The sequence below is a fragment of the Hyphomonas sp. NPDC076881 genome (assembly GCF_050269995.1).
GTDB lineage: Bacteria > Pseudomonadota > Alphaproteobacteria > Caulobacterales > Hyphomonadaceae > Hyphomonas.
Genome location: NZ_JBNNJJ010000003.1, coordinates 197,923 through 220,748 on the forward strand (window position 1 = coordinate 197,923; position 22,826 = coordinate 220,748).

The 22,826-nt window shown below is 62.8% G+C and carries 21 protein-coding genes and 1 riboswitch; of the genes, 17 read left to right on the forward strand and 4 right to left on the reverse strand.

Translation table 11 applies throughout. The annotated features are described in order from the left end of the window. Nucleotides 1–18 precede the first annotated feature (18 nt). Nucleotides 19–1,428, reverse strand: a complete 1,410-nt coding sequence (locus ACQKI2_RS04635; protein ID WP_427378537.1) for a Mur ligase family protein — start codon at nucleotides 1,426–1,428, stop codon at nucleotides 19–21. Nucleotides 1,429–2,172: 744 nt separating this feature from the next. Here ACQKI2_RS04635 and ACQKI2_RS04640 point away from each other — a divergent pair. Continuing rightward, entirely contained in the window at nucleotides 2,173–3,012 is an 840-nt protein-coding gene (locus ACQKI2_RS04640; protein WP_427378538.1) for an LD-carboxypeptidase, read from the forward strand. Between the two features lie 278 nt (nucleotides 3,013–3,290). Here ACQKI2_RS04640 and ACQKI2_RS04645 read toward each other — a convergent pair whose 3' ends face one another. From ACQKI2_RS04645 to ACQKI2_RS04655, 3 genes are read right to left on the reverse strand one after another with little or no spacing between them, the layout of a single operon-like run. Further along, nucleotides 3,291–4,709 carry an NAD(P)(+) transhydrogenase (Re/Si-specific) subunit beta gene (locus tag ACQKI2_RS04645; protein WP_427378539.1) on the reverse strand — a complete coding sequence of 473 codons (1,419 nt, stop codon included), beginning with the start codon at nucleotides 4,707–4,709 and terminating at the stop codon, nucleotides 3,291–3,293. 3 nt (nucleotides 4,710–4,712) lie between these two features. Continuing rightward, a complete protein-coding gene (locus ACQKI2_RS04650) occupies nucleotides 4,713–5,084 on the reverse strand; it encodes a proton-translocating transhydrogenase family protein (protein WP_370454411.1) in 372 nt (123 codons plus the stop codon). Beyond that, nucleotides 5,081–6,208, reverse strand: coding sequence for a Re/Si-specific NAD(P)(+) transhydrogenase subunit alpha (locus ACQKI2_RS04655; protein WP_427378540.1), 1,128 nt, complete (start codon nucleotides 6,206–6,208; stop codon nucleotides 5,081–5,083). Before ACQKI2_RS04655 ends, ACQKI2_RS04650 begins: the two co-directional genes overlap by 4 nt. Before the next feature lie 59 nt (nucleotides 6,209–6,267). Here ACQKI2_RS04655 and ACQKI2_RS04660 point away from each other — a divergent pair, with 59 nt between their 5' ends. From ACQKI2_RS04660 to ACQKI2_RS04735, 16 genes are all read left to right on the forward strand, one after another. Then, on the forward strand, nucleotides 6,268–7,035 hold the full coding sequence (locus ACQKI2_RS04660; RefSeq protein WP_427378541.1) for an SDR family NAD(P)-dependent oxidoreductase: 768 nt from the start codon (nucleotides 6,268–6,270) through the stop codon (nucleotides 7,033–7,035). Between the two features lie 213 nt (nucleotides 7,036–7,248). Further along, a riboswitch (cobalamin riboswitch) is annotated at nucleotides 7,249–7,436 on the forward strand. A gap of 118 nt (nucleotides 7,437–7,554) precedes the next feature. Further along, nucleotides 7,555–9,405: a TonB-dependent receptor plug domain-containing protein gene (locus ACQKI2_RS04665; protein WP_427378542.1), complete on the forward strand. Its 1,851-nt coding sequence runs from the start codon at nucleotides 7,555–7,557 to the stop codon at nucleotides 9,403–9,405. Further along, complete coding sequence (locus ACQKI2_RS04670) at nucleotides 9,402–10,199, forward strand: ABC transporter substrate-binding protein (protein ID WP_427378543.1); 798 nt, start codon at nucleotides 9,402–9,404, stop codon at nucleotides 10,197–10,199. Before ACQKI2_RS04665 ends, ACQKI2_RS04670 begins: the two co-directional genes overlap by 4 nt. Then, nucleotides 10,196–11,179, forward strand: a complete 984-nt coding sequence (locus ACQKI2_RS04675; protein ID WP_427378544.1) for a FecCD family ABC transporter permease — start codon at nucleotides 10,196–10,198, stop codon at nucleotides 11,177–11,179. The genes ACQKI2_RS04670 and ACQKI2_RS04675 overlap by 4 nt, the downstream gene beginning before the upstream one ends. Then, the gene (locus ACQKI2_RS04680) at nucleotides 11,176–11,925 is read left to right on the forward strand and encodes an ABC transporter ATP-binding protein (protein ID WP_427378545.1); all 750 of its coding nucleotides are present in this window, start codon (nucleotides 11,176–11,178) and stop codon (nucleotides 11,923–11,925) included. Before ACQKI2_RS04675 ends, ACQKI2_RS04680 begins: the two co-directional genes overlap by 4 nt. Before the next feature lie 118 nt (nucleotides 11,926–12,043). Next, nucleotides 12,044–12,286 (forward strand): hypothetical protein, encoded by a 243-nt coding sequence (locus ACQKI2_RS04685; RefSeq protein WP_427378546.1) that lies wholly within the window; start codon nucleotides 12,044–12,046, stop codon nucleotides 12,284–12,286. Nucleotides 12,287–12,382: 96 nt separating this feature from the next. Beyond that, the gene (gene galU, locus ACQKI2_RS04690) at nucleotides 12,383–13,255 is read left to right on the forward strand and encodes a UTP--glucose-1-phosphate uridylyltransferase GalU (protein ID WP_427378547.1); all 873 of its coding nucleotides are present in this window, start codon (nucleotides 12,383–12,385) and stop codon (nucleotides 13,253–13,255) included. Nucleotides 13,256–13,435: 180 nt separating this feature from the next. Beyond that, entirely contained in the window at nucleotides 13,436–14,596 is a 1,161-nt protein-coding gene (locus ACQKI2_RS04695) for a DUF4236 domain-containing protein (protein WP_427378548.1), read from the forward strand. Nucleotides 14,597–14,662: 66 nt separating this feature from the next. Continuing rightward, nucleotides 14,663–15,658 (forward strand): threonine ammonia-lyase, encoded by a 996-nt coding sequence (locus tag ACQKI2_RS04700; RefSeq protein WP_427378549.1) that lies wholly within the window; start codon nucleotides 14,663–14,665, stop codon nucleotides 15,656–15,658. 189 nt (nucleotides 15,659–15,847) lie between these two features. After that, a complete protein-coding gene (gene cpaB, locus ACQKI2_RS04705) occupies nucleotides 15,848–16,732 on the forward strand; it encodes a Flp pilus assembly protein CpaB (protein WP_427378550.1) in 885 nt (294 codons plus the stop codon). Beyond that, complete coding sequence (locus ACQKI2_RS04710) at nucleotides 16,732–18,036, forward strand: type II and III secretion system protein family protein (RefSeq protein ID WP_427378551.1); 1,305 nt, start codon at nucleotides 16,732–16,734, stop codon at nucleotides 18,034–18,036. The genes cpaB and ACQKI2_RS04710 overlap by 1 nt, the downstream gene beginning before the upstream one ends. Then, complete coding sequence (locus ACQKI2_RS04715; protein ID WP_427378552.1) at nucleotides 18,033–18,296, forward strand: hypothetical protein; 264 nt, start codon at nucleotides 18,033–18,035, stop codon at nucleotides 18,294–18,296. The genes ACQKI2_RS04710 and ACQKI2_RS04715 overlap by 4 nt, the downstream gene beginning before the upstream one ends. Further along, the gene (locus tag ACQKI2_RS04720; RefSeq protein ID WP_427378553.1) at nucleotides 18,293–19,510 is read left to right on the forward strand and encodes an AAA family ATPase; all 1,218 of its coding nucleotides are present in this window, start codon (nucleotides 18,293–18,295) and stop codon (nucleotides 19,508–19,510) included. The genes ACQKI2_RS04715 and ACQKI2_RS04720 overlap by 4 nt, the downstream gene beginning before the upstream one ends. Continuing rightward, the gene (locus ACQKI2_RS04725; RefSeq protein WP_427378554.1) at nucleotides 19,507–20,883 is read left to right on the forward strand and encodes a CpaF family protein; all 1,377 of its coding nucleotides are present in this window, start codon (nucleotides 19,507–19,509) and stop codon (nucleotides 20,881–20,883) included. Before ACQKI2_RS04720 ends, ACQKI2_RS04725 begins: the two co-directional genes overlap by 4 nt. A 13-nt stretch (nucleotides 20,884–20,896) precedes the next feature. Beyond that, the gene (locus ACQKI2_RS04730; RefSeq protein WP_427378555.1) at nucleotides 20,897–21,880 is read left to right on the forward strand and encodes a type II secretion system F family protein; all 984 of its coding nucleotides are present in this window, start codon (nucleotides 20,897–20,899) and stop codon (nucleotides 21,878–21,880) included. 11 nt (nucleotides 21,881–21,891) lie between these two features. Next, nucleotides 21,892–22,824: a type II secretion system F family protein gene (locus ACQKI2_RS04735; RefSeq protein ID WP_427378556.1), complete on the forward strand. Its 933-nt coding sequence runs from the start codon at nucleotides 21,892–21,894 to the stop codon at nucleotides 22,822–22,824. Nucleotides 22,825–22,826: the final 2 nt, after the last annotated feature.

Sequence of the window (22,826 nt, forward strand, 5' to 3'; positions counted from 1 at the left end):
AACGGCGTTGGAGTTTTTTTACCCCTTCGGCCGCGCCTTGAGGCTGGCCAGAAGCTCCTGCGCGAAGAGGGTGAGGGTGTCATCCCGTGCGCCCATGACGAGGATACGGTCGCCGGGTTCAGCCAGCTCCAGAAGGCGGGCGCCGCAGGCGGCGCGGTCTCCCAGGGCTTCGGCCTGGCGGCCAAGGGCGCGGATGTCTGCGGCGAGATCCTGACTGCCGACGGAGCGGTCCACCGTGCCGCCAAAATAGGCCGGCTCCGGCATCAGGAGGATGTCTTCGGGGTCCAGATTCTCCGCAAAGCATTCGGCGAATTCCTTGCGCATGTTGCGCAGGGGGCCGAAGCCGTGGGGCTGGAACATTACGAGGACGCGGCCGGGGAACTGGTTCACCGTGCGCAGGGTGGCGGCGATCTTGTCCGGGTTGTGGCCGAAATCATCGATCACGGTGACACCGCTTGCCGTGCCGATGACATCGAAGCGGCGGGAGATGCCCGCGAAGCTGGCGAGCGCTTCGGCAGCCTCTGCCAGCGTGACGCCGCAGGCCAGGGTGGCGGCAATGGCGGCGAGGGCATTGGAGGCGTTGTGGCGCCCCGGCGTGGCGAGGCGGATGGAAGCGGTCCCGCCGCTTTTTTGGTCGTGTACGGAGAAAGTGATGTGGGTGGGCGCGGGCGCGATGTCCCGCGCCGTGAGGCGGGCGGCGGGGTTCTCGAGGCTGTAGGTGATCGCTTGCGGGAAATCCGCTGCCAGCCGCGCGGTCTCGTCATTGTCGAGGTTCAGCACCACCGTTTCGGCGCGGGCCGCGAAACCACCGAAGAGGGCGCGCAGCTCGTCCATGGATTTATGGTCGAGCGAGATATTGGAGACGACCGCGACGCGCGGGTTGTATCCGGCGATCGAGCCGTCGCTTTCGTCCACTTCGGAGACGAAGATGCCGCTGGTGCCGACGAGGGAGCTGGCGAAGAGGGCGTCTGGCGTCTGGAAATTCTTCATCACCGCGCCGTTCATCACGGTGGGGCTTTTGCCCGCGCTGTGAAGGATCCAGGCGATCATGCCGGTGGTGGTGGATTTCCCGCTCGTGCCCGCCACGCCGATGGCCGTGGGCGCGGCGTTGAAGAGGGCCGAGAGCATCTGCGCCCGGCTCATCCGCTTGGCCCCCACGCGCAGGGCGGCGGCAATATCGGGCACGGTGTCTTCCACCGCCGCCGAGGCCACGACGACCTGCTCGGGGCGGGTCACGCCGCTGCCATCCTGCGGGAAAAGGCGGATGCCCTTGCTGCGCAGATAGTCAAACTTTGCGGGCGTGCGCCCCTGATCCAGCGAGCGGTCAGAGCCCTCGATAATGTGGCCCTGATCGAGCAGGATGAGCGCGAGCGGCAACATGCCGGAGCCGCCGATGCCGCAGAAGAAGTAGCGATTTTTATAGGTCATAGCGACTGTCTATAGCACCGGATTGTCGAGGCGCATCAGGCCGATTGCGTCGGTTTTATTGAACCGCAGTTGAGAGAATTAGGTTCAATCGACCACACTTAATTCGATTTTTGACAAAATCACTTACGCTTACTCGACTTCTTCCGAAGCTTCATTGGGCGAGCAGCTTTAGGGGCAGCTCTAAAAGGGGCATTGTATCCCAAATGCTTTATAAACTTTTCGTAGTCTCGAACATTGTAGGCAAACGTGAATAGACTTTTGCAAGGTGCCTTCGTGGGCGTAACTGGACCGCTAAGTGCAAACAGCTTTTTGAATGTGGCTAAGTCGTCAGCGTGGCTCAGTAGAACTCGCATGCCGATTTTTCCAATGGGTTCGGATGTCCAAGGATGTTGTAAACATCTCTCAAGCACCGTTTTCAGAGCCATGTAAGGCGACGGCACTTTCTTTCCAAAACAGTCAACGGTAGCACTTGCTGGTACTAGGGGAGACAACTGTCCCACAATACAAATTGCGGGCGCGTGAGATGTAATGAATGTGTTGTATGCAAGCGGTTTCACTTTGAAGTCCCCCACAGCTAAGTGATCAAGCATCTTCAGTATTTCCACTTACGGGAAAGTGTCTACCTCAAATCAGTTGCTATTCTAAGTTCCGCCGGGAATCATCCCTCGAAGCCCATCCACCAAATTTCATTTCCACTTCGCATGAGTGCCGGTTTAACTGCGGGGGCACATCCGGGAGGTTGACATGGGCGCGAAGGTGACACGCATTGGGATTGTCGCGCCGGGGCGGGCGATCGACACTAAGATGGCTGAACGGGTGAGCGCGCTGGCGAGCGAGGGCGCAGCCCTCATCTTTCACCCCCAATGCTTCCTCCGCGACGGCCATTTCGCCGGGCCGGATGCGGCGCGGGCGGAGGCTTTCGTGGAGTTTGCCAATAACCCGAGCCTTGATGCGATCTGGTTTGCTCGGGGGGGATATGGGGCTTGCCGGCTCTTGGATACCGCGTTTGAGCGGCTGGGAGAGGCGGCGCGGCGCAAGACGTATATGGGGTATAGCGATACCGGGTTCCTGCTGGCGCGGCTGGCGCGGGAGGGGATTGGCCGGGTGGCGCATGGGCCGATGCCGGCGGATATTCTGCGCGAGGGCGGCGAGGCGGCGGTGCGCCGGGCGATCGGGTTTCTGAGCGGGGCAGATGGCGAGGCGGGCGTGGAGCCGGGCACGCGCGCGCCGGGGAAATATGCCGCCTATAACATCAGTGTGCTGGCGAGTCTGATCGGGACGGTGCATGCGCCTGATCTTACCGGCGTGACGCTGCTGATCGAGGACGTGGGCGAGTATCATTACCGGCTGGACCGGCTGATGTTCACGCTGACCTCCAGCGAGACGGTGCGCGCGGCGGCAGGCATCCGGCTGGGCCGGTGCGGGCCGATCCCCGTGAACGATGTGGATTTCGGGCAGGACGAGGAAGAGATTGCGCGGGGCTGGTGCGCGCGGGGTGGCATTGCGTATCTGGGCCGGGCGGATATTGGCCATGATGTGGAGAACAAGATCGTGGTGTTTGGGGCGCACTCGGCGAGCGTTTGAAATTCTCTGCGTTTCGTCACCCTCGACCGGCGCAGCCGGTCTGAGGGCCCATCTCCTGACCCGTCGAACCCGGCGCTATCAGTGTGTCGTCATCCCGGAATTTGCGCAGCAAATGTCCGGGACCCAGCGCAAAGAAAGACTGGGTCCCGGTCTTCGCCTTTGGCGAAACCGGGATGACGGCCCATAAATGTTACGCATACGGAAAGTTGAGGAGATGGGCCCTCAGATGCGCTTGCGCGCATCGAGGGTGACGAAAGCAACAACCGGCAGTAACCGGATCACAGCGCCTTGACGATATCCTCGACCATCTTCTTGGCGTCGGCCAGGAGCATCATCGTGTTGTCGTGGAAGAACAGCTCGTTCTCGATGCCGGCATAGCCCGAGCCCATCGAGCGCTTGATGAACAGCACCGTGCGGGCGTTTTCCACGTCGAGGATGGGCATGCCATAGATCGGCGAGGTCTTGTCGGTCTTTGCCGCCGGGTTCGTCACGTCGTTGGCGCCGATGACGAAGGCCACATCCGAGGCGGAGAATTCCGAGTTGATGTCTTCAAGTTCGAAAACCTCATCATACGGAACTTGTGCCTCGGCGAGCAGGACGTTCATATGCCCCGGCATCCGGCCCGCGACGGGGTGGATGGCGTATTTCACTTCGACGCCTTCGGCTTTCAGCTTTTCGGCCATTTCCTTCAGCGCGTGCTGGGCCTGGGCGACCGCCATGCCATAGCCCGGCACGATGATGACCTTGGAGGCGTTCTTCATGATGAAGGCGGCGTCGTCTGCCGAGCCCTTCTTGTACGGACGGTCCACGCGGGCGCCGCCAGCGGCAGCGGCCGCATCCTCGCCGCCGAAGCCGCCGAGGATGACCGAGATGAAGGAGCGGTTCATGCCCTTACACATGATGTAAGAGAGGATCGCGCCGGAGGAGCCGACGAGAGCGCCGGTGATGATGAGGGCGAAGTTGCCGAGCGTGAAGCCCAGCGCGGCGGCGGCCCAGCCGGAATAGGAGTTCAGCATCGAGACGACGACGGGCATGTCTGCCCCGCCAATCGGGATGATCAGCGTGATGCCAAGGATCAGCGCCAGAACCGTCAGCCCCCAGAAGGCCCAATGGGCGGTGCCGCCGGACTGGATGAGGATCACCGTGAGGGCGATGATGCCGACGCCGAGGGCGATGTTCAAGAGGTGGCGGGCGGGCAGCAGGATCGGCGCGCCGCTCATATTGCCGTTGAGCTTTGCGAAGGCGATGACCGAGCCGGTGAAGGTGAGCGCGCCGATGGCCGAGCCGAGGCCGAGTTCGATCAGCGAGACGGGTTTGATGCCGGTGACGCCGAGGATGCCGAAGCTGCCGGGGGCGTACAGCGCAGCGGACGCCACGAGCACGGCGGCGAGGCCGACGAGCGAGTGGAAGGCCGCGACGAGCTGGGGCATGTCCGTCATCGGAATTTTACGCGCGATGATCGCGCCGATGGTGCCGCCGATGGCGACCGCGCCGATCATCAGGGCCCAGGTGGCCGGATCCAGCGAATCCCAGAGCAGGATGATGGTGGTGGCAACGGCAATGGTCATGCCGATCATGCCGTTGCGGTTGCCCTTCTGGCTGGTGGCCGGGCTGGAAAGGCCGCGCAGGGCGAGGATGAACAGGATGCCCGAGACGAGATAGAGCAGGGGCGCCCAGGTGGAATGGAACTGGTCCATGGGTCAGCTCCCCTTCTTCTTGTACATGGCGAGCATGCGCTGGGTGACCAGGAAGCCGCCGAAGATGTTGACGCTGGCGAGGGCGACGGCGATGGCGCCGAGGATCTTGGCGACCCAGCCTTCCGAGGAGAGGCCGTGGGCGGCCGCCGCAACCAGCGCGCCGACGACGATCACGGACGAAATCGCGTTCGTCACGGCCATCAGCGGCGTGTGCAGCGCGGGGGTGACCGACCAGACGACGTAATAGCCGACAAAGCAGGCGAGCGCGAAGATCGCCGCCAGGAATACGGTGGAGTTGATGCCGCCGGCATCGGCAAAGGCCGGGAGCGCGAAGGCGGCAAGGGCAAGGGAGCTGGCAAGAGCGCGTTTCATCACTTCAGCCTTTCGCTAACGGTTGCGCCGTTCCGGGTGAGCAGCATGGCGACGACGACTTCATCCTCGGTGTCGAGGGTGAGGGCGCCGCCTTCGGCTGTGATCAGCGGAATGAAGGCGAGCAGGTTTTTGGCGTAGAGGGACGAGGCGTCTGCCGGCAGGCGCGCTGGCAGGTTTGAGAAACCAGCCACCTTCACGCCGCCCACATCGACGATCTCATCGGCTTTCGACAGGGGGCAGTTGCCCCCTTGGGAGACGGCCATATCGACGATGACCGAGCCGGGCTTCATCGAGCGCACCATTTCTTCGGTGATCAGCACCGGCGCGGGGCGGCCGGGGATCAGCGCCGTGGTGACGACGATATCCTGCTTGGCGATGTGGCTGGCGGTGAGCGCGGCCTGCTTCGCCTGGTATTCCGGCGACATTTCCTTGGCGTAGCCGCCGGAGGTTTCGGCCGCTTTGAACTCGTCATCCTCGACCGCGATGAACTTGGCGCCGAGCGAGGCGACCTGTTCCTTGGCAGCGGGGCGGACATCGTTTGCCGTGACGACCGCGCCGAGGCGGCGGGCGGTGGCGATGGCCTGGAGGCCGGCCACACCGGCGCCCATGATGAACACCTTGGCCGGGGCAACCGTGCCGGCTGCCGTCATCATCATCGGCATGGCGCGGCCATAGATCTGCGCCCCTTCGATGACGGCGCGGTAGCCGGCCAGGTTTGACTGGGACGATAGCGCATCCATCGACTGGGCGCGCGTGATTCGGGGCGTGAACTCCATCGAGAGCGCCGCGATTTTCTTTGCGTTCAGCGCAGCGAGTTCCTCGGCCGGATAGGCGAAGGGCTCCATCAGCGCGATCAGCGCGGCGCCATCGGGCAGAGCCCCGATCTCGCCAGGCTCCGGGCGGCGGACCTTGAATACAATGTCTGCGCCCTTCGCCGCCTCAGCCGCCGAGCCAGCAATGCTGGCGCCTGCTTCGGTAAAGGCTGCGTCCAGGAAACCGGCAACGGTTCCCGCTCCTCCCTCGACCGTGACCGTGTGGCCCAGGCCAATTAGCTTCTTGACTGTCTCCGGAGTTGCCGCCACGCGGGTCTCGCCGGGTCGCCGTTCTTTGAGCACTGATATCTTCATGGCGCTCTGGATTAGGTTAAACTTTGCGCCGTGCAATAGTTATTTTGAGGGTTTAGGGCATGAGTATGTTTAGTCTGGCTAATCGCGTGGCTTTGGTTACCGGAGCGTCAAGCGGTCTGGGGCGCCATTTTGCGCATGTTCTGTCCGATGCCGGGGCAACCGTTGTCCTTGCGGCACGCCGGATGGACCGTCTGGAAGAGGTCGCCGCCGCGATCAACCGCAAGGGCGGGAACGCGCTTCCGGTGGCGATGGACGTGACCGATGACGGCAGCATCGTGGCCGCCTTCGACTCGATCAAGGAAGCGCTTGGCCGGCCCGCCGACATCATCGTCAACAATTCCGGCATGTCGCGCGAAGGCTGGTTCCGCGACATGAGTGAGGAAGACTGGAACGCGGTGATCGACACCAATCTCACCGGCGTGTGGCGCGTGGCCAAGCATGGCGCCAATGCCATGGTGGCGGCCAAGGCCAAGGGTTCGATCATCAACATCGCCTCGATCACCGGCCTCCATCCGCAGGCGATGACGACGGCCTATTGCGTCTCCAAGGCCGGGGTTGACCACATGACCCGCCAGATGGCGCTGGAAATGGCCCGTTATGGGGTGCGCGTGAATGCCATCGCGCCGGGCTATTTCAAGACCGAGATCAATGACGAATTCCTCGACAGCGAGCAGGGCATGCAGATGATCCGCCGGATCGCCATGCGCCGCATCGGCGACATCAACGAACTGGCCGGGCCGCTGCTTCTGCTGGCGTCGGACGCGGGCAGCTTCATGACCGGCTCGACGCTCGTTGTGGATGGCGGCCACCTGTTGAACAGTCTTTAACAGGACGGCTTCCGGCCAAATCCGGATCTTCGTCACACTCGATGCGCGCAGCGCATCTGAGTGCCCATCACCTGAACTTGCCATTGGCTTTATCGGCGAGGTTTGGAGATGGGCGCTCAGATGGCCTGAAGGCCATCGAGCGTGACGAAAGGTGAGGGAGTGGAGAACGGCTATATCCATGCCCCTGCTTGCCGCGCCGCAAAATCCGCATTACAGCGCCTTCACGCGACAGGTGCCCGGTAAAGTCCGGGTGAAAAGGGAAGCCGGTGGGAATCCGGCGCTATGCCCGTAACTGTGAGCGGGGAGCCGTGAGAGCCATACGCCACTGGGAAACCGGGAAGGCAGCTCACCCCGGCGATGATCCGCAAAGTCAGGAGACCTGCCTGTTGCCGTCGTTGGCTCGCCGTCCGGGAACAGGCGTAGGGCCGCGGAAGGCACCCTTCCGTTCATGCGACATGTCATGAACCCGCCGCGGGGAGGCAACGCACATCCTCCGGCCAAAGAAGGACCTGTGGACCCATGTTCCTCAGACTTACCCTCATGGGCGCGTCTGCGCTTGTTCTCAATGCTTCTCTCGCGCAGGCCGAAGAAGCCCGCGTGCTCGATCCCATCGAAATTTCCGGCCTGCGCCCGGTTGAACTCGACAGCGTGACATCTTCCGTATCCGTACTGACGGCGGACGATCTGGCCGTTCGCCTGTCACCCAACCCCGTAGACCAGCTGCGCGCTGTTCCGGGGGTGGCCGTTTCCCGCGCGGGAAGCGTTGGCGGCTTGACGCAGGTGCGGATGCGCGGGGCCGAGGCTAACCATACGCTCGTCCTGTTTGAAGGCATCGAGATTTCCGATCCGGTGAATGGTGAGACAGATTTCGGCCTGCTGACGGCGCTGCCGGTTGGCCGCATCGAAGTGCTGCGCGGGGCGGCGTCCTCGATCCACGGATCAGATGCGATTGGCGGCGTGGTGTCGCTTTCGGCGGCGCGGGAAGCAGGGTTTAACGCTTCTGCCGAAGCGGGCAGCTTTGGCACTGTGCGCGGCGCTGCGGGGTTTGGCGGGCCAAATTTTGGTGCAGCGGTTACCGGCTTTACGACCGATGGCGTGGACACCTCTGGCGCGGGCGGCGGCAAGGATGGATCTGAAGCGTTCTCCGGCCTGCTGACCAGCAAGCTTGATCTGGGGGCGGACTGGGCGCTGTCTCTGGTTGGCCTGGCGCGGCAGACGGAGTCTGAATTCGATTCGGATACGGATTATGACGGGCTTCTCAACGACACGGACAATCGCACCGAGGCAGATCAGTGGCTGGTCGGCGGCGCGCTGACGGGCGCTTATGGGCCCCTGGATCACGTGATCCGCGCCAGCTTCAACCAGGTGGAGCGGGACAATTTCAGCGGCGGGGCAAAGACGGATGATGCCAAGGGCAAGCGCACGAAACTTGCCTGGTCGCCGAGCTATACCAGCGGTATCCACACGCTGACCGGTCTGGTGGACTATGAGCGTGAAACTTATGATCGCCGCGACGTTCAGTATGGTGGCGGGACCGATGCGTCTGAGGCGTTTGAGTCCGTTGGTTTTGCCGGTGAATATCGCATTGCGGCCGGCGCTTTCGACTTCTCCGCATCGGCGCGTCATGACGACAATAAGGGCCGGTTTGATGATGCGACCACCTGGCGTCTGGGCGCGGGGTATGCGTTCGATCAGGTGGGCGGGCGCATTCGCGGCTCTGTTGGCACGGGCGTGAAAAACCCAACGTTCACGGAACTGTTTGGTTTCTTCCCTGGCAGCTTCGTGGGCAATCCTGATCTGAAGCCGGAAGAGTCCACTAGCTGGGAAATCGGCTGGGAACAGACGGTTGGCGCCTTCAGCTATTCGGCAACCTATTTCAATGCCGATCTGGAGAACGAGATCTATACCGCCTTCAATCCGGATTTTACCTCCACGGCGGCGAACCGCGCCACAGACAGCGAGCGCAGCGGCGTTGAACTGGCGGCGCGCTGGCAGGCGCTGGCAAATCTGGCGGTCTCCGGCCAGGCGACCTTCTTCGACTCGCAGGACAATAACGGCGTGGATGAAATCCGCATTCCGGATGCCACCGCCTCGCTGGCGATTGACTGGACGGTGAGGCCGGATGGTCTGCGCCTGGGCGCGGCGCTCGACTATGTGGGCGATCAGGGCGACACGGATTTCGGACCGTTCCCGGCCCGCCCGGTTACGCTGGGTGCCTACACGCTGGCGTCCGTCACGGCGGAATATCCGTTGACGGAGCGTATCGCCGTGACCCTGCGCGGCGAGAACATCTTCGATGAAACCGCCACCGACATCTACGGCTACAATGGCCCCGGTGCCGGAGTGTTCGTCGGGCTGAAACTGAAGTGAGACTGAGGCTTGCCGCCTTGCTCCTGATGGGGCTGACCGGCTTTGCTTCGGCAGAGCCGGCGCGCCCTACGATTGTGTCGCTGGACTATTGCGCCGATCAGTTCGTGCTGGCGCTGGCAGACCGGGAGCAGATCCTGGCGCTCTCAAAGGATAGCGAACGACAGTTCAGCCATCTGAGAGACAAGGCGGCAGGCATTCCCAAGGTGCGCGCGGCGGCGGAAGATGTCGTCGCGCTCGCCCCGGATGTTGTCGTGCGCAGCTGGGGCGGGGACGCGCGGGCGCTCGCGCTTTACCAGCGGTTCGGCATCCGCACGGTCCAGATCGGCTATGCAAATGACGTTGAAGGCACGGGCGACCTGCTGCGTGAGGTAGCCGCCGCCATCGGGCAGGGGCCGCGGGCGGAGGCCATTCTGGCGGCAGCGCCGAAGCCGGCTGCGCCGAGCGGGCGGGCGGCGCTTTATGTGACACCGGGCGGGGTGAGCGCAGGTAAGGATACGATGATCGCGTCGATCATGACCCATGCGGGCCTTGAGAACGCCAATGCCGGAACGGGCTGGACAAGTCTGCCGCTGGAAAGTCTGGTGATGGAGCCGCCGGGGTTGATGCTGGCGGCGTTTTTCGGGTTTGATGATGATGCGACAGACCGCTGGTCTGTCTCGCGCCATCCGGTGATGCGGCGGCTGATGGCGAAGGCGCAGGTGATCGATATGGACGAGTCCCGCGTGTCCTGCGGCGCCTGGTTCGTGGCGGATGAGGCGGCCGATATTGCCGCCGCGCTGGAGGCGGCGCGATGAGCCGCTTGACGCTGGCACTGGGGCTGGTGGCGGTCGCGCTGTTTGCGCTTTCTGCACTTGTGGGCACGGCAGCCGTGCCGGTGGGCGACGCACTGGCGGCGCTTGTCTGGCAGGGCGACGCGCGTGTGCAGGCGATTGTCTGGGAGCTACGCCTGCCGCGCGCGGTCGCGGCGTTTGCGGTAGGCGCAGCGCTGGGGCTGGCGGGGGCAGGGTTGCAGGGGCTGTTGCAGAACCCGCTCGCCGAGCCGGGCGTGCTGGGCGTGTCTGCCTTCTCTGCCCTGGGCGCGGTGGTTGCGATCTTCTTCGGCTTTGCGGCGGTGAACAGCTTTGCTGTGCCGGTAGCGGCCATTCTGGGCGCAGGTGTGGCCACGCTGCTGCTGGTGTTTGCGGCGATGCGCGGGGCCGGCAGCGTGACGCTGCTGCTGATCGGCATCGGGCTTTCCAGTTTTGCCGGGGCGCTGATGTCTCTGGCGCTCAACATGGCGCCGAACCCTTACAGCCTGGCAGACCTGGTGAACTGGATGATGGGCTCGGTGGCCAACCGCTCATGGGCAGACATTTTGCTGGGCGCGCCGGGATGGGTGGCCGGTGCGGCGCTGGTGTTTCTGGCGGGGCCGGGGCTGCGGGCGCTGAGCTTTGGCGACGAGACGGCAACCAGCCTGGGCGCAGACCCCCGGCGCATCCGCCTGCTGGTGATCAGCGGGACATCCTTGCTGGCGGGCGCGAGCGTGGCGACGGCGGGCACGATCGGCTTTGTCGGTATCGTGGCGCCGCATGTGATCCGGCCTTTCGTGCGGCATGACCCGCAACGGCTGCTGATCCCGTCGGCGCTGCTGGCGGGCATCATCCTGATGGTGGCGGATATTGCGATCCGTGTGCTGCCCTTCCAGCAGGAGCTGAAGCTGGGCGTGGCGGCGGCGCTGGTGGGCGGGCCGGTGTTCATCTGGATCGCGGCGCGGCTGGGGAGGGCGTCGTCATGATTTCGGCGGAGCATCTGAGCGTGGCCCTGAACGGCCGGGATGTAGCGCGGGACGTTTCCTTCTGGCTGAACGATGGCGAGATGGCCGCGCTGGTGGGGCCCAACGGGGCGGGCAAGAGTTCGGTGTTGAAGGCGCTGGCGGGTGTGGTGCCTTGCCAGGGTGAGGTTCGCATAAGCGGCGCCCCGGCGGATAGGCTGAGCGTGCGGGAGCGGGCAACGCATCTAGCCTGGCTGCCCCAGACCCGGCCGGTGGCCTGGAACCTGGGGGTGGAGGATGTGGTGGCGTTGGGTCGGTTTGCGCAGGCGCCGGCCCCGTTCGACCGCATGGGGCCGGCCGACCAGGCAGCCGTGCGCGAGGCGTTGAAGAAGGCTGACGCAGCCCATCTTTCCGGACGGTCATTTCAGGCACTTTCTGGCGGGGAGCAGGCGCGGGTGCATCTGGCGCGGCTGCTGGCATCGCCGGCGCCGGTACTGTTGCTGGACGAGCCGTGTGCGGCGCTGGATGTGGCGCATCAGCTGGACCTGATGCAGGCATTGACGGCGGAGGCGAAGGCGGGGCGGACGCTGCTGATCGTGCTGCACGATCTGGAGCTGGCGGCGCGGTTTTGCCCGCGCATTCTGGTGATGCAGGCCGGTAGGCTGGTGGCCGATGGCGCGCCGGAGGCGGCGCTTTCAGCGCAGACGCTGGCGGGTGTTTTTGGCGTGCGGAAAAACGCGGGCGGGCGGCTGGAACGCGCAAATCTCTGATATTACCGGCCATTTCAGAGCTTTATCAGGAATTTTCACTGCCGCGTTAGGGCGATGTTAGGCCAGTTTTGGGACAAATCCGGACAAACTGGGACAAACAGATCCCAAGGGTGACCCCATGAACGCCGCCAAGAAACCCCATGATCAGGAACCGGAAACGCCCGCGGCCAATCCGGCCAGCGAGACGGCAGAGGCGCCGGCGCGCACGGACCACCATTCCCCCGTTCACGTTCTGCATTCCCGTATCGAGGCTGCCTTTACCCCGCAGAACGAGAGCCGGCTGACGCGCATTCTCACCATGTTACTTGTGGTTGCGCTTTCGACATGGCTGGCAGCGCAGGTCATCCAGGGCTGGGCCTGAGCGATTTTTACCTAACACTCGCTTCACGGGCGATTTGCTGGACACAGGCAGGATGGGACGCTAGGTCACTCCCGGGTTTAAAGGAGTTTTACGCGCATGCGCGTCAGAAAAGCTGTTCTTCCCGTTGCCGGGCTCGGCACGCGGGTGCTGCCGGCCACGAAAGCCATCCCCAAGGAGTTGCTCCCGGTCGTTGACCGGCCGGTGATCCAGTATGTGGTGGACGAGGCGCTGGAAGCGGGGATCGAGCACATCGTGTTCGTGACCGGCCGCAGCAAGGGCGCGATCGAGGACTATTTCGACCATGCCTATGAACTGGAAAGCCAACTGACCGCGAAGAACAAGACCGACATTCTGAAACAGGTGGAGGCTTCGCGCCTCCCGGCGGGCTCGGCGAGCTTTGTGCGCCAGCAGGCGCCGCTGGGGCTTGGCCATGCCGTGTGGTGCGCGCGCGATGTGATCGGCAACGAGCCGTTTGCCGTGCTGCTGCCCGATGTGATCGTGAAGGGGAAACCTTCCAGCCTCAAACAGATGATCGACGCCTATGACAAGGTGGGCGGCAATGTGATCGCGGTAGACCCGGTTCCGCAAGAGCGGGTGTCTTCCTATGGCGTGATTGCGCCGGTTTCGCGCGAGGGGCGTCTCATCAAGATGTCCGGCATGGTGGAGAAGCCGCCGCGCGAGAGCGCGCCTTCCAACCTTGCCATCACGGGCCGCTACATTCTCCAGCCGGAAATCTTTGGCCTTCTGGAAAAGCAGGGCGCGGGCGCAGGCGGGGAGATCCAGCTGACCGATTCCATGGCCAAGCTGATGGAGATCCAGGATTTCTACGCCTACGAGTTTGAAGGCAGCGTGCATGATTGCGGCAACAAGACCGGCTATTTCGACGCCGTTCTGGCCCATGCGCTGGATAATCCGGACACGGCAGAGTTTGCCAGGGCGCTGGTGAAGAAGACGGCGCAGGGGCTTTAGGCTGTTCGAGAGCGTCTCGTCTGCATTGGTTTCGGCTAACGTCCGCATTGGAAAACAAACACGCTAGCAAGACCTGTTATGTCAATTACCGGCATTTGATGGTGCGCTGGTAAATTGACGCGCTGCATTAAATTTTAAAGTTTCAATTTAAAAAATAAACTGGAAGACATCGTATAAACCATGGGTGGTTATCCTTGGTGTCATATGGGCTTCTATCTGCGTAAATCTGTAAATCTTGGTGGCGGTGTAAGACTCAATCTCTCCAGCGGTGGGTTTGGGTTATCAGCGGGGGTCAAGGGGTTTCGGTTCGGCATGAATGGTCGAGGCACCTACGTCCATATGGGACGTGGTGGCGTCTATTATCGACAGCAGTTTGCTTGGGCAAAAAGGCAAAATGGCAACCGTGGTGCTTCAAATGTTAGTCACCAGACTGATCGTTCATGTCCTCATGATGACGATCTAGATTCCAGCGTTTACTTCACAGAAGCGCTGGATCTGCCTTTGGAGGTTTCATCTGGGCTAGCCAACGTTGAGGACGTGTTGCGGCACTTCAGGCCGCAAACGGGTTACGGATGGTTGCCAGCCTGCCTTGGTGCAGCAGCTCTGCTGGGATTACTTCACAGTCCGGCGGCGAGTGCGTTCTTTCTGGTGCTCTTTGCGACAAGTCTATTGGCGCTCCCTTTTTTGCGCAGCAAAGAGATACTTGTCTATAATCTCGATGGGGAGGCAGAGAGATGCTTCTCCGAATTCGTAGACCAGGTTGAGGCGTTTATGAATGCCAGTCGTTTGTGGGTATATGAAAACCGCAGTTCGACTACGGATTGGAAGAGAAATGCTGGTGCTACAAATTTAATCCGTAGGCGTGCAGCTAGCTTTGGAATCGACAACAAGATTTCCAGCAATATTTCTATTCCTTGTCTCAGCAGCGGTGATGATCGGATATATTTTCTGCCTGATCTAGTTGTTTGCGTATCAGCAGGGAATCTTGCAGCATTCTCCTACTCCGAATTCTGCCTCAAGGAGGCAATCGTTCAATTTGTTGAGCAGGAGAGCGTACCTCCTGATGCGGTTGTTGTGTCGCATACTTGGCGTTTTGTGAACAAGAACGGCGGGCCTGATCGGCGTTTCAAGAACAATAGACGAATTCCTGTGTGTGCTTATCAGGAGCTGGATATTACGCTTGGTTCTTCTTTCCGCAGGGTTGTTTCCAAATCCCGACAGGCAGACGTGACGCCTCTGAATACCGCGCTTTTCAATCTGCGCAGCCGGGTGCGTGTCATGAGTGCATTGGCGACGCCTGCCGCATTGCCGGCGCCAACGATAGGTGCGTGGGCAACATAAGAGGTAGACCACACAAGGATTTCTTAGCCGCTTTACGCTGCCCGCAGTCCCCGCTAGGACAGCGCCATGACCGACACGCTGAAACTCCCCGCTTTCGTAGATGTTCTTGCCGCCGCTGAGCGCCAGCGCGGCGTGGTGCGCGAGACGCCGGTGCTTTCGCATCCGGCGCTGGATGATCTGGCTGGGGCGGAGCTGCTGGTGAAGGCTGAGTGCCTGCAGGTGACCGGGAGTTTCAAGATCCGCGGGGCGATGAACCGGTTGGCGCAGGTGCCCCCTGAAGGAAAGGCGGCGGGCGTTGTGGCGTTTTCCTCCGGCAACCATGCGCAGGGCGTGGCACGGGCCGCGCGCCTTCTGGGGATGCCGGCGCTGATCGTGATGCCGGCCGATGCGCCGCAGGTGAAGGTAGACGGCGTGATCGCCGATGGCGGCGAGGTTTACCTCTATGATCGCAACACCGAAGACCGCGAGGAAATCTGCGCGCGGCTGGCGGCCGAACGCGGCGCCGTGATTGTTCCGAGCTATGATGATTTTGACATCATCGCCGGGCAGGGCACGGCGGGGCTTGAGTTCGCGCGCCAGGCAGCGGCGATGGACAAGCCGCTGGACCATCTGATTTCGCCGGCGGGCGGGGGCGGGCTGATCAATGGCGTGGCGCTGGCCTTCGGGCAGCTGTCACCGGCAACGAAGATATGGGCGGCGGAGCCCGAGGCGCATGACGACTGGGCGCGGTCTCTTGAAGCGGGGCAAATCCTTGCCAATGCGCCGGGCACGCGCTCGATCTGTGACGCCATCCTTACGCCAAAGCCGGGCTATCTGACGTTTGCGCTGGGCCAAAGGCAGTTGGCCGGGGGCCTGCGGGTTACCGATGCGGAAGTGCGCGAGGCGATGCGGATGGCATTCCGTTATCTGCGCGTCGTGGCCGAACCGGGCGGGTCAGCCGCGCTGGCGGCGGCGTTGCGGGGCTTGCCCGAGACTATGAAGGGCAAGCGGATCGGCATCATCCTTTCGGGCGGGAATGTGGACGTGGCGCAATATGCCGCCATCCTCAGCTCGGCCGGCTGAAGCATGGTTTACGCATGTTAACCACGTCCGCCTACGGATAATAATCTGTAAATCGGCCGCCAGTATGGTTAAATTCACCTTCCGCACCCGGATGAGATTAACCGCGTCTCTTTCAGGAGACCTTATAACGCATTGCTTAAACCTGTAGCCGGGCACGCAGCAGAAGCTGCGCCGATAGAGGGCTTCAGAATGAAAGCGATACCCCTGATAAGCCTCGGCTTGTCTCTGGCGCTGGGCGCGGGCGCTATTTTCTTCGGGCGCGAATTCATGGGCGGCGGCGGGCCGGAGGCGAATGCCGCTGTGACGGCGGCGCCCGCAATTCAGATGACGCAGATTGCCGTGGCGAAGACAGCGATCGAGCCGGGCAAGCTGATTGACCCTGCGATGGTGGAGCTGCGAGACTGGCCCGAGAACGCTGTTCCACCGGGCGCGCTGCGCGCCGTTTCCGAACTAGGCGAGAAAGCGTATTCCCGCGGGCTGATGGTGGCGGGCGAACCGCTGCTGGCCGAGAAGATCGACACAACCGGCAGTGTGCTGACATTGGCGGCGAATATCCAGCCGGGGATGCGGGCCGTTTCCGTGGTGGTTTCCAATGATACCGGCGTGGCAGGATTTGTGCTGCCGGGCGACCGGGTGGATGTGAACGAGTTTGTTGAGGAGAAGGACGCGCGCGCGGCGCCGGAAGATGCGCGGCGCTCGGCCAATGTGCTGGCGCAGCCTGTGCTCAAGGGCGTGAAGGTTCTGGCGGTGGATCAGACGTTTGAATCCGGCCTTGAGGGCGCGCGGCCTTCCAATACCGTGACGCTGGAGGTGACGCCGCAGGACGCGCTGCTGCTGGGCGCGGCGAGCCGGCGCGCGGCGCTGGGCCTTGCGCTGATCGGGCGGGAGGAAGAACTCGCCGAGGTGATCGAGGCGCCGAAGGCGGCGAAGACGCCGCAGACACGCCCGGCGCGGACGTCGCGCGCGCCTGTGACGGCCACCGTGCGCGTGATCAACGGATCGGAGGATACGCAGGTGACGACGCCTGTGGCGCCGCCAGCAGTTCCTGCTGCGGCGGCGGGAGAGGCAGGCTGATGCGCGGCATGAAACGTATACTGATGGCCGGGGTTCTGGCGGCGCTCTGCGCGCAGCCTGTGCTGGCCTGGACGCAGCGGTCGGCTGCCGCAGGGGCTGACCGGCTGGAGCTGCGCCGGGGAAAATCGGCGGTGGTGGAGGCAGATGCCTCCTTTGCGACCATCGTGGTTGCCGATCCGGAAATTGCCGAGGCGATGCCGACTTCCAACCGCTCCTTCTTCGTGCGCGGCAAGCGGCCGGGCGGAACGACGGTTCTGATCTATGATGAGGCGGGCGCGATTGCAGAACTGATCGAGGTGGAAGTGAAGCTCGGTCTGGACGAGCTGCGCGGAGATCTGCGCCGTCTTCTGCCGGGGGAGATCATTGATGTGTATGCGGTGCATGACGGGGTGTATCTTGACGGCAAGGTGACGACGGCGGCTGCGGCGGAAATGGCGCTGCAGGTGGCCGAGCGGCATGTGCCCGGCGGGGTGGCGAACGGGCTGTCTGTGGGGCAGAGCCAGCAGGTGATGCTGGAGGTGCGCTTCCTGGAGGCGAGCCGGAATGCCGTGCGCGAAATCGGCTTTGGCAACACGATCAATGCCAATGATGTGGTGGTTGGCACCGAGGGTGGAACGGTTTCCGGCCTGCTGGAGAAAACGCTGGCGGTGTTCACCAATGTGGGCGGGGAGAATATCGATATCCGCCTGCGGGCATTGGAAGAGAAAGGCATTATCCGCACACTGGCGGAGCCGAATCTGGTGGCGCTGTCGGGCGATACGGCGAGCTTTCTGGCGGGGGGCGAGTTTCCGATCCCGGTGGCGAGCCGCGACAATGAAGTGACCGTCGAGTTCAAGAAGTTCGGTGTGAGCCTTGATTTCACGCCAACCGTACTGGGCGACGGGCTGGTGAACCTCCGGGTACGGCCGGAAGTATCGGCGCTGGACCGGGGCAATGGTATCCGCGCCTCCAACATTGATATTCCGGGCGTATCCGTGCGCCGGGCGGATACGACGGTGGAGCTGCATGACGGGCAGGCCTTTGCCATCGCGGGCCTGCTTCAGAACAATTACAGCAACGATGTGCGCCAGACGCCATGGGTGGGCAATGTGCCGGTGTTGGGGGCGCTGTTTTCCTCCAAGCGGTATCAGCGCAACGAGACCGAGCTTGTCATCATCGTGACGCCGCGCCTTGTTCAGCCCTTCTCGCATCCCGAGGCGGTGGCTTCGCCGCTGGACGCTGTGGCCGAGCCGACGGAGGCGGAGTTCTTCCTGCTGGGGAAGACGGCAGGCGGACTTTCCATAGTTTCAGGGGACGGATCATGAGCAGACCTATCAGACTTTCACTTGTTGCCGCAATGATGGTGCTTTCGGGGTGTGCTTCGCATGACCGGCAGGATCAGTATGTGCTGGGCGAGGCGACGCGGGCGAACATTGCAGCGCAAGCTGTGCGGGATGTGAACCTGCCCAACTCGCGCCCCGTGGAGACGAGTTCCGGCGTGCGTGCGGCCAAGGCCGTGCAGGCGCTGAATGAGGGCAAGACGAAGAAGCTCGCCGATGCAGGCGGCACGGGGGGCGGGGAGTGAGCCACGGAGCGATAGCGGCGCAGTTGCCGGGGGCAGAGGGCGGGCGCGCGCCCTTGCCGCCGCTGGCAGTTCTGGCGCGCGGGGACGTCGCGGCCTCGCTGGCGCCGATGTGTACGGATCTTTTTGACGTTTCCAGGCTGACGCCGCCGGAGACGGTGTTGCGGCACGGCGGCGGGCTGATCCTGATTGAGCAAGGCATGCCAGGCTGGGACCAGCTATTGCTGCTGCTGGCGGTGGAGCGGCCGGGCAGCGCGGTGATCGTGGTGTCTGATCAGCTGCCGGCACATATGGTGCGGGCCCTGATGAAGATCGAGGCTTCCGATATTCTGCCCTCTTCTGCGCGCGCAGGCGATATAGCGGGCGCTTTCGAGCGACTCTGCGAGACGCGGGCGGCCGAGGGGGAAAAGGCCCCGCCCCAGACATCTGTCTGCTGGGCATTTCGCGGCGCCGTGGGTGGGGCGGGCGTTTCCACGCTGGCGATTGAAAGCGCCTTTGCGTTGGCGCGGATTGTCGGGCCCGGAAAGGTGTGCCTGGTTGATCTCAATCTGGCCGATGGCATGACGGCCTCCTTCCTTGAGGCAGTACCGAAGCTGGACCTCAAGGCGCTGTCTGCGGCGCCCGAGCGGCTGGATGCCCGGCTGATGGCGGCCTGGTGCTGGCAGCATGAGGATGGCGTGTCGATCATCGCTTCGCCGCGTGATCCCGATGCTGACGCGCTGGCAACCGAGGCGGCGATCCTGCGGCTACTGGATGTGGCGTGCGGCACGTTTGAATATGTGCTGCTCGACATGCCGCGTCATATGATGCCCTGGACGAAGCCAGTTCTGGCGGCAGTGGATCAGGCGATTGTGGTCAGTGAGCTGACAGTGCCGAGCCTGCATGCGGCGGCGGATATGTGCCGGGATATTGACGTCTTGCGCAAGGATGGCAGCAAGGCGCGGCTTGTGCTGAACCGCATGTTCCCGAAGAAGAACTTCCGGGCAGGGTTTCCGGTGGAAAAGGCCGAAAAGTCCATTGAGCGCACGATTGATGTGACCATTACATCTGACTGGGACGCAGCGCGCACCGCCGTGAACCTCGGCAAGCCGATTGCCGACGTGAAGCCGAAAAGCCCGCTGGTGGCCGATGTGGCGGGGCTGGTGCGCAAGCTGGCGCCGGAGGAGGCGCTGGCCACGCTGGCGGCAAACCATAAAGCCAAGAGGGCGAAGCGATGAGCCGGTTTGGATTTACCAGCGCGGCGCCCAAGCCGCCGGATGCAGCGCCGGTGGCCGTTGCCCCGGCGTCGCCCGCGCAGCGCGGCAAGCCGGAGCAGGCCGCGTTTGACCTTCTGGATGCAAAGCTGCGCGTGCATGCGAAGCTGATCGACGAGCTTGATCTTTCCGCGCTTGACAAGCTGGACGACGAGACGATGCGCCGCCGCGTGCGCGGTATCATCAGCGAGATCATCCGGAAGGAAGAGATGGCGCTGTCTGCGGCGGAGGAGGCGTCTTTCGCCGATGCCGTGATGGACGAAATGACAGGGCTTGGCCCGATCGAACCTCTGCTCAAGGACGATTCCATTGCGGATATCCTGATCAATGGCTGCAATCAGGTATATGTGGAGCGGCGGGGCAAACTGCAGCTGGCCCCGGTGCGGTTTGCGGACAATGATCACCTGCTGCGGATCGTTCAGCGGATTGTGGCGGCCGTAGGCCGGCGCGTGGACGAGAGCCAGCCGCTGGTGGATGCGCGCCTGCTGGACGGAAGCCGGGTGAACGCCGCTGTGGCGCCGATTGCGATTGATGGGCCGCTCGTCTCTATCCGGAAGTTTTCAAAGTCTCCCCTGACGATGGATAAGCTGGTAGAGTTTGGCGCAATTCCAAAGCCCGTGGCGGAGTTCATTCTGGGCGCTGTGAAGTGCCGGGCGTCTACGGTCATTTCCGGCGGCACAGGCTCTGGCAAGACAACGCTGCTGAATGCGCTGTCTTCTGCCATCAGCCCGGACGAGCGCCTGATTACCATTGAGGACGCTGCCGAGCTGCAGCTTCAGCAACCGCATGTGGCACGGATGGAAACGCGCCCGCCCAACATTGAGGGCAAAGGCGAGATCCGCCAGCGGGAGCTGGTGAAGAACGCCTTGCGCATGCGGCCGGACCGGGTGATCCTCGGCGAGGTGCGCTCGGAAGAGGCGTTCGACATGCTGCAGGCGATGAATACCGGCCATGAAGGCTCCATGGCGACAATCCACGCCAACAATCCGCGCGACGCGATCACCCGACTGGAACAGATGGTGATGATGGGCGGCATGAAGATTTCCGAAGAGGCCATCCGTGGACAGATAGCCTCGGCGGTGAACTTCATTGTTCAGGCAACACGGCTTTCGGATGGCTCGCGCAAGGTAATCTCGATTGCCGAGATTACCGGTATGGAAGGTTCTGTTGTGCAGTTGCAGGAAATCTTCAAATTCGAGCGCACCGGCACCTCGCCCGAAGGCAAGGTGCTCGGTCATTTCACTGCAACGGGCCTGCGTCCCAAATTCATGGATGAGATGGAGCGCAAGGGCGTATTCATGCCTACGGGCCTGTTTGATCCCTCAAGCAAGTTCTGAAGGGGCGCCGCCCGTGTTTTCCCTGCCGGATATTGCAAATCTCGACACGCGGCTGGTGATCCCGGTGATCATGGCAGTGGGCGCGCTGGTGCTGGCGGCGCAATCCGTTCTGAGCCTCATTTCGGATGTGCGTACACAGCAGATTGTGAACCGCCGCCTTCAGTTCAAGGAGTGTTTCGCTACGCACAATGAAGCGATGGTGGAGCTGCGCAAGAGCCGGGGGCTGGACCGTGACGGCAATCTCACCATGTCGCTGCATTGGCTGAACCGGCTGATCGTGCGCTCCGGCCTGAAATTCCAGCCGGCCCGCTGGGCGGGCATGTCGCTGGCGGGCGCGGTGGTGGCCGGCGTGGCGGCGTTCATCTATCTTGGCGGGCTGGTGGCGGCCATTCCCGTTTTCCTGGCTTTCCTGATTGGCGCGCCGATTGTGGTGATACGGCATATTGCCGGCGCGCGGGCGAAGAAGCTGGCGACGCAATTGCCTGACGCGCTGCAGATTGTCTGCCGCAGTCTGGAGGCGGGCCATCCGGTCGCCACCGCCGTGAGCCTGGTGGCACGCGAGATGCCAGACCCGATTGGTACCGAATTTGGCATGACGGCTGATGAGGTGTCTTACGGCATGTCGCTGACCAATGCTGTGCAGCGCATGGCCGAGCGGGCGGGTGATCCGGATGTGGAGTTGTTTGCTGCGACGGTTCGCCTGCAGGAGAAGACCGGTGGCAATCTGACAGAGCTGCTGAAATCGAACACAAACACCATCCGTGAACGGCAGACCATGCGTCTCAAGGTGCGCGCGGCATCGTCCGAAGGGCGTGTTTCGGCAATGATCCTCACTTCTGCGCCGTTCATCGTGATGGCGGCAATTCATATGCTGCGTCCGGAATTCTATGGCAGCGTCATCCATGAGCCGATGATCCAGTACAGCTTTGCGGGGCTGCTGGTTTGGATGGGCATCGGCAATCTGGTGATGAACCGCATGATCAATTTCAAGATGTAGGGAGACGGAGGATGTCTGCGCTGCTCACGTCTGGTCCGGTGGTTCCCATGGTTCTGGGATTGCTGGCATTGTTGTTGGCGTTGCCGGGGCTGATCTCCTTTGTGCGCAGCCGGCAGGATGCCGGTGATATTGAGCGGCGGCTGACCCAGCGGCCGGGAGCCGCCCCCGTTGAAGCCAAGCGGGGCGAGAACCGGCTGGGCAAGGCGGTGATGGGCATTGCGGACAATGCGGCGCCTACGGATGGCGCGGAAGTCAGCGCGGCGCGCGCGAAGCTGAACCTCGCAGGCTTCACCGCGCCGAAGGCCGTGCCGCGGTATTTCTTTGCGCGTTTCGTGTGTGTGGTGATCCCGCAGGTGGGGCTGTTCTTCGCCCTGCCTTATCTGCAGGATTTTCCGAAATATGCCCCGATCCTTGCCTCGATCACGCTGGTGCTGGCGGGGCTGGCGGCGCCGGGCAAGTTTCTCGACATGCGCATTTCGCAGCGCAAGCAGGCCTGCTCGGGCGGCTTTCCGGACATGATGGACCTGATGGTGGCCTGTGTGGAGGCGGGGCTCAGCCTGGATGCCTCGGTGCAGCGGGTGGGGGAGGAGCTTGAACTGCGCCATCCCATCATTGCGGGGCATATGCGGACCCTTTCTCTAGAGCTGCGGGCGGGCAAATCGCGGAAGATGGCGTGGCGCGCCTTTGCCGACCGGATGGGAATCGAAGAGGCCGGATCGCTGGCCACAATGCTGCGTCAGGCCGAGGAAATGGGCACGTCGCTGGGGCAAACCCTGCGGGTTTTCTCGGCAGATATGCGCCAGCGGCGGATTCTGATGGCGGAGGAAAAGGCGATGGCACTGCCCGCCAAAATGACTTTACCTTTGATTTTATTCGTTTTTCCGGTTCTTCTCGGGGTGCTGATCCTGCCGGCGGTGGTGATGCTAACCAAGACGCTTGGCTGAAA

Excerpts from the sequence above, each read along its gene's own strand:
- ACQKI2_RS04645 (WP_427378539.1), bottom strand. The coding sequence starts at position 4,709 with ATGGACCAGTTCCATTCCACCTGGGCGCCCCTGCTCTATCTCGTCTCG.
- ACQKI2_RS04700 (WP_427378549.1), top strand. The coding sequence starts at position 14,663 with ATGACCGACACGCTGAAACTCCCCGCTTTCGTAGATGTTCTTGCCGCC.
- ACQKI2_RS04665 (WP_427378542.1), top strand. The coding sequence starts at position 7,555 with ATGTTCCTCAGACTTACCCTCATGGGCGCGTCTGCGCTTGTTCTCAAT.
- ACQKI2_RS04710 (WP_427378551.1), top strand. The coding sequence starts at position 16,732 with ATGCGCGGCATGAAACGTATACTGATGGCCGGGGTTCTGGCGGCGCTC.
- ACQKI2_RS04660 (WP_427378541.1), top strand. The coding sequence starts at position 6,268 with ATGAGTATGTTTAGTCTGGCTAATCGCGTGGCTTTGGTTACCGGAGCG.
- ACQKI2_RS04635 (WP_427378537.1), bottom strand. The coding sequence starts at position 1,428 with ATGACCTATAAAAATCGCTACTTCTTCTGCGGCATCGGCGGCTCCGGC.
- ACQKI2_RS04675 (WP_427378544.1), top strand. The coding sequence starts at position 10,196 with ATGAGCCGCTTGACGCTGGCACTGGGGCTGGTGGCGGTCGCGCTGTTT.
- ACQKI2_RS04680 (WP_427378545.1), top strand. The coding sequence starts at position 11,176 with ATGATTTCGGCGGAGCATCTGAGCGTGGCCCTGAACGGCCGGGATGTA.
- ACQKI2_RS04735 (WP_427378556.1), top strand. The coding sequence starts at position 21,892 with ATGTCTGCGCTGCTCACGTCTGGTCCGGTGGTTCCCATGGTTCTGGGA.
- ACQKI2_RS04655 (WP_427378540.1), bottom strand. The coding sequence starts at position 6,208 with ATGAAGATATCAGTGCTCAAAGAACGGCGACCCGGCGAGACCCGCGTG.
- ACQKI2_RS04725 (WP_427378554.1), top strand. The coding sequence starts at position 19,507 with ATGAGCCGGTTTGGATTTACCAGCGCGGCGCCCAAGCCGCCGGATGCA.
- ACQKI2_RS04715 (WP_427378552.1), top strand. The coding sequence starts at position 18,033 with ATGAGCAGACCTATCAGACTTTCACTTGTTGCCGCAATGATGGTGCTT.
- cpaB (WP_427378550.1), top strand. The coding sequence starts at position 15,848 with ATGAAAGCGATACCCCTGATAAGCCTCGGCTTGTCTCTGGCGCTGGGC.
- ACQKI2_RS04640 (WP_427378538.1), top strand. The coding sequence starts at position 2,173 with ATGGGCGCGAAGGTGACACGCATTGGGATTGTCGCGCCGGGGCGGGCG.
- ACQKI2_RS04695 (WP_427378548.1), top strand. The coding sequence starts at position 13,436 with ATGGGTGGTTATCCTTGGTGTCATATGGGCTTCTATCTGCGTAAATCT.
- ACQKI2_RS04685 (WP_427378546.1), top strand. The coding sequence starts at position 12,044 with ATGAACGCCGCCAAGAAACCCCATGATCAGGAACCGGAAACGCCCGCG.
- galU (WP_427378547.1), top strand. The coding sequence starts at position 12,383 with ATGCGCGTCAGAAAAGCTGTTCTTCCCGTTGCCGGGCTCGGCACGCGG.